We start from the raw sequence: 4,678 nt of genomic DNA on the forward strand, positions 1-4,678 counted from the left end.
ACCACGCTTCTTCAGTGAGGGCTGTAGCGGGACCAGTTCGTGGTGCGGTAGCGGGCGGCTGTTGGTTTGCTCATGCCGCCTGTCTAACCGCATGGATTCACGTTGTGAATCCTTTGCGGACAGAGTTGTGCAACAACGCCCTTCTACCCCTCCGAACAAGACCTCGACCAATCCCGCCGCATCAACTTTGACCCCAAGCTCTACGCCCGCCTGCAGGCCCTTGCAAAACACCCTACCCATGGCACCCCGGATGAGGTGGCGGTCTTCGACTACATCTACGGCGTCCTGCACTGCCCGGCCTACCGCGCCACCTATGCCGAGTTCCTCAAGATCGACTTCCCCCGCATCCCCTGGCCGGTCACCCCCGATGAATTTTGGGACGTCTCGACCAAAGGCACCCAGCTGCGCAAGCTGCATCTGATGGACCCCGCCACCATCGGCCCCACCCCTTACCCCTTCAAGGGCGAAGGCAACGCCGTGGTGGACAAGCTCCGGTTTGAGGACGGCCCCGACGGAAACAAAATCTGGATCAACGCCACCCAATACTTCGACGCCGCCCCTGCAGTCAGCTGGACCTTCTACATCGGCGGCTACCAACCCGCCCAGAAATGGCTTAAAGACCGCAAGGGCCGGGCGCTGACCCTGGATGACGTGAAACACTACCGCAACATCCTGAAAATCCTGGCCGAGACGGACCGGATCATGAAGATGATCACGATGACGCTGGAGGCCGCATGAAACCCGCACTGATCATCCTTGCCCTAGCCGTGACCACCGGCCCCATGTTCGGGCAAAGCTTCACCTGCCGGATCGGTCAGGACGCCGCCTGCCTCGACTGGGGTGACACGGTTTGTTCAAGTAGCGGGATGTGCGTGGACGCAAACGCCGCCTGTTTCGACGCCTATCAGTGCGACTACAAAGGCTTCACCTGCAAATCGAACGTCGATGAATGCGTCGAAGCGCATGACAAGGCCGTGCGGGACTACAATACCCTTGTCCAGGATTACGAAACGCTGCGTCTGGCCGGGGCCAAGCTAAGCGATGCCTTCGACGATCTGCAGTCTGAATACGATGCTTTGCGCCAAGAGGCACAAGAGTTGCAGAACGCGCAGGCCGACACTCAGAACTGCCTTTTCATTGCCCGCACGCTGGATGACGCCCAACTCTGCGCGCAATGAAGGACGGCATTCTGTCCTTCAAGCGCTTTTTCTATGTGGAGTCGTTTGTGGGGTAGAGGCGATAAACTGCCATTTTATCCAATGAAATCAATGATGATTGGCGGAGAGACAGGGATTCGAACCCTGGGTCGGCGCAAACCGACAACGGTTTTCGAGACCGCCGCATTCGACCACTCTGCCACCTCTCCGCGCTTAAGGCGGTCGTCTTGTGAGGGCGGGATGTAGCGGGCGAGAACCGGTAATGCAACCCCGTTCATCGATAAATTCACGGCCTGCCGCGCTGCGTTCCAGCGCAGTCACGCCACCCAACATCCGCAATGCTTGGCAAACGGGGGCGAAGGCGTTACCTCTCTGGCTGCACCGCAAAAGGATCACCTCGATGCGCCTCCGCACCTTTGTTGCCGCCAGCTTCATTGCCCTAGGCAGCGTGACCGCGCCGATCGCTTGGGCTGAAACCAAGGTCGCGCCCATGGAAGCCATGCAGGGCGAGGCCGCCGTGCTTGCATTGTCGGAAACCCTGAACATCGGGCCGTTGTTCGACGTGTTGCACGAAGAAGGAAAGTCCTACGGCAAGGCGCTTGAAGAAGACATGTTCCCCGGCGGCGGTGGGCCGGGATGGATCGCGACGGTTGAAGCGATCTATGATACCCCGACCTTGCGCGCTCGGTTCGATGCGGCGCTGGTCGCAGAACTGTCGTCCGATCCCGCAGCGGTGGCCGACATGGTCGCTTTCTTTGGGTCTGACCGGGGTCAGCGCATTCTGAAACTGGAAATCGAGGCCCGGCGCGCCCTGTTGGACACAGCTGTGGAAGAGGCGGCGCAGGTCACCGCCGACAAGATGCGGGCCGCGCGCGATCCGCGGGTGGGTCTGGTGACGCGGTTGGCCGAGGCCGGCGATCTGATCGAGATGAACGTGGCCGGCGCGCTGAGCGGCAACCTCGCCTTCCTGCAAGGTATGGCGCACGCAGGCATCTATGGCGAAGAGGTTGATCAGGACCAGATGATGAGTGATGTCTGGGGGCAAGAGGAACAGATCCGTGCCGACACGACGACCTGGCTCTACCCGTTTCTGCTGTTGGCCTATGAGCCGCTGAGCGATGCCGACCTGGAGGGCTATATCAAGTTCTCGGAATCGGTCTCGGGCCGCAGGTTGAATGCAGCGCTGTTCACTGCCTTTGACGCGGTGTTCAAACAGGTGTCCTACGATCTTGGCCGGGCGGCAGGCCGTGCCATGCAGGGCTCCGATATCTGACCCTGCGGCTGCTTGACAGCCCGCCCGCAACGCAGCATAAGCGCGCATCCCGGCGAGGTGCGAATCCCGCCGGGACTTTAATTCATGACGCCCGCGAGGGCGCGCTGTCCGAGGCGGGCCGATCCTTCGGGAAAGCCCACGAACTCCCAGCCGGGGGCCACAGGACGCGAAGCAAGAAGGTACGAGACATGTTTGCGGTTCTCAAGACCGGCGGCAAGCAATACAAAGTGCAGGCGGGTGATGTTCTGCGCGTTGAAAAGCTTGCGGCGGTGGCTGGCGACAAGATCCAGTTCAACGATGTTCTGATGGTTGGCGGTGACACGGTCACTGTCGGCGTGCCCTTCGTGAAGGGTGCCGCCGTGCAGGCCGAGGTGATCGACCAGATCAAGGGCGAAAAGGTCATCCACTTCGTCAAGCGCCGCCGGAAGCATTCCAGCCAGCGCACCAAAGGCCACCGTCAGCATCTGACGCTGGTCCGGGTGACCGACGTGCTGGCAACCGGCGCCGACAAGTCGGGCGTTCGCGCAGCAACCGGCACCGCCGGTGCACGCGTCGCCGCGCATGAAGCCCCGGGTACCAAAGCAGCCGCGCCGGTTGCAGCGGAAAAACCAAAGCGCGCGCCCAAGGCCGCGGCAGCCAAGGAGTAACGGCAAATGGCACACAAGAAAGCAGGCGGTTCATCCCGCAACGGTCGCGACAGCGCCGGTCGCCGTCTTGGCGTCAAGCTGTTCGGCGGCCAGGCTGCGACCCCCGGCAACATCATCGTGCGCCAGCGTGGCACGACATGGTTCCCCGGTGAAGGCGTTGGCATGGGCGTGGACCACACGCTGTTTGCCAAGGTCGAGGGCCGGGTGACCTTCAAGAAGGGCATGAAGGGTCGCACTTTCATCTCCGTCCTCCCGGTCGCGGAGGCAGCCGAGTAAGCCGAACCTTTACACTTCGGATGTAGATGGGGGATCGGCCGCAGGGCCGATCCCCTTTTCCATGCGTGCGGGGGGCCAGCTGCAAGACACTTTTTCACGGTGCCACGATTGCACCGTGAAAGAGCCTAACAAAGGGGCGGTTGGCAGATTAGCTGCGGATCACCACATGTGCTTTCAAAGGAGGGGAGCCATGATGCTTGAAAAAATTGCGGGTCCGGTCGAAATCGCCACCGAGCGGTTCACGCTCAGGGCTGTGCGCCGGTCCGATGTCGGCCTGTTCGCCATGTATGCGGGCGACCGGCGCGTGGCCGAGGCGACCCAAGGCATCCCGCACCCCTTGCCGCCGGGCGCCGCAGATGCCTTTGTGACCCGCGCCATGGCGACCGGGACGGACGAAGATATCTGGGTGATGGATGGCAGCCGTTCGGGCCTTGCCGAAGTGCTGGGCGTGATCTCCCTGAAAAAGATGGACCGCGCGCAATCCGAAGTGGCGTTCTGGGTGGCCCCGGCGTTCTGGAACCTTGGCATCGCGTCCGAAGCGGTGCAGGCGCTGGTCGCGGCCAATCCGCAAAGCGACAAGACGATGTTCGCCGAAGCCTTTCAGGACAACCCGCAGTCCGCCCGCGTGCTGACCAATGCTGGCTTCCAGTATCTGGGCGACGCTGAAAGCTTTTCCGTCGCGCGCAACACCTGCGTGCCGACCTGGACGTACGTGAAAAAGCTGGGGTAGGGGCGGGGTCGAACGTCCGGTCTGCAGACTTAGCGGTCGTTCGCTGCACCTGCTTGGTTTCCACTGAGTCTGCGCGGATTACGAGATGACGGGTGGAAACCGTCATTCGCGGTGCGTCGTTCGTTGATCTTGAATAGCTGCCTAGGCAGACTTTACGAGTTAACTTCAACTCCAACCGGCTCTGTTGCACAAATCCCGTGAATCCGGCGAGGTAGCTGTGGTTTATGAGCAGACCGAGCACACCGACCGACAAGACCCTGAACCGGCCCGCCTACAACAAGGCGCGCAAGCGCCGCGGTTCGCTGACGATCTGGTTCGATCCTGACATGGCGTGGGCGGCGAAGCCGACCGGCCAGCGTGGGCGACAGCCCGTCTACAGTGGTGAGGCGGATCAGAAAACAGTCCGGGGGACTGTTTTCCCGCCGAACGCGCAAGCATGGCGGTGCCAAGCGCCGCGTCTGGCGCAAGATCCACCTTGGGATTGATGAGGAAACGCTGGAGATCGGGGCGGTCGAGGTCACCAGCAGCGACATAGGCGACGCGCCCATGCTGCCCGAACTGTTGGCCCAGCTTCCCGCCGATCAGAAGATCGCCA

5 protein-coding genes, 1 tRNA gene and 2 pseudogenes are annotated in these 4,678 nt (G+C 61.8%); 7 read left to right on the plus strand and 1 reads right to left on the minus strand.

The features are described from left to right. The first annotated feature begins 108 nt into the window (after positions 1-108). Positions 109-738, plus strand: coding sequence for a type ISP restriction/modification enzyme (locus RMO18_RS17710; protein WP_309667704.1), 630 nt, complete (start codon positions 109-111; stop codon positions 736-738). Next, positions 735-1,178, plus strand: coding sequence for a hypothetical protein (locus RMO18_RS17715; protein ID WP_309667698.1), 444 nt, complete (start codon positions 735-737; stop codon positions 1,176-1,178). Before RMO18_RS17710 ends, RMO18_RS17715 begins: the two co-directional genes overlap by 4 nt. Before the next feature lie 98 nt (positions 1,179-1,276). Here the strand turns inward: RMO18_RS17715 and RMO18_RS17720 are convergent. Next, positions 1,277-1,366, minus strand: a tRNA-Ser gene (locus RMO18_RS17720). A 191-nt stretch (positions 1,367-1,557) separates the two neighbouring features. Here RMO18_RS17720 and RMO18_RS17725 point away from each other — a divergent pair. The 5 genes and pseudogenes from RMO18_RS17725 to RMO18_RS17745 all read left to right on the plus strand — a co-directional run. Continuing rightward, the gene (locus RMO18_RS17725) at positions 1,558-2,430 is read left to right on the plus strand and encodes a DUF2059 domain-containing protein (protein ID WP_309667700.1); all 873 of its coding nucleotides are present in this window, start codon (positions 1,558-1,560) and stop codon (positions 2,428-2,430) included. A gap of 188 nt (positions 2,431-2,618) precedes the next feature. Beyond that, positions 2,619-2,999 (plus strand): annotated as a pseudogene (rplU, locus tag RMO18_RS17730) (50S ribosomal protein L21); the annotation flags it as partial. Between the two features lie 84 nt (positions 3,000-3,083). Continuing rightward, entirely contained in the window at positions 3,084-3,353 is a 270-nt protein-coding gene (rpmA, locus tag RMO18_RS17735; protein ID WP_309667701.1) for a 50S ribosomal protein L27, read from the plus strand. A gap of 190 nt (positions 3,354-3,543) precedes the next feature. Continuing rightward, the gene (locus RMO18_RS17740; RefSeq protein ID WP_309667702.1) at positions 3,544-4,083 is read left to right on the plus strand and encodes a GNAT family N-acetyltransferase; all 540 of its coding nucleotides are present in this window, start codon (positions 3,544-3,546) and stop codon (positions 4,081-4,083) included. A gap of 224 nt (positions 4,084-4,307) precedes the next feature. After that, positions 4,308-4,678: pseudogene (locus tag RMO18_RS17745) on the plus strand (transposase); the annotation flags it as partial.

This window comes from Tabrizicola sp. (genome assembly GCF_031377265.1).
Taxonomy (GTDB): Bacteria; Pseudomonadota; Alphaproteobacteria; order Rhodobacterales; family Rhodobacteraceae; genus JAUYQR01.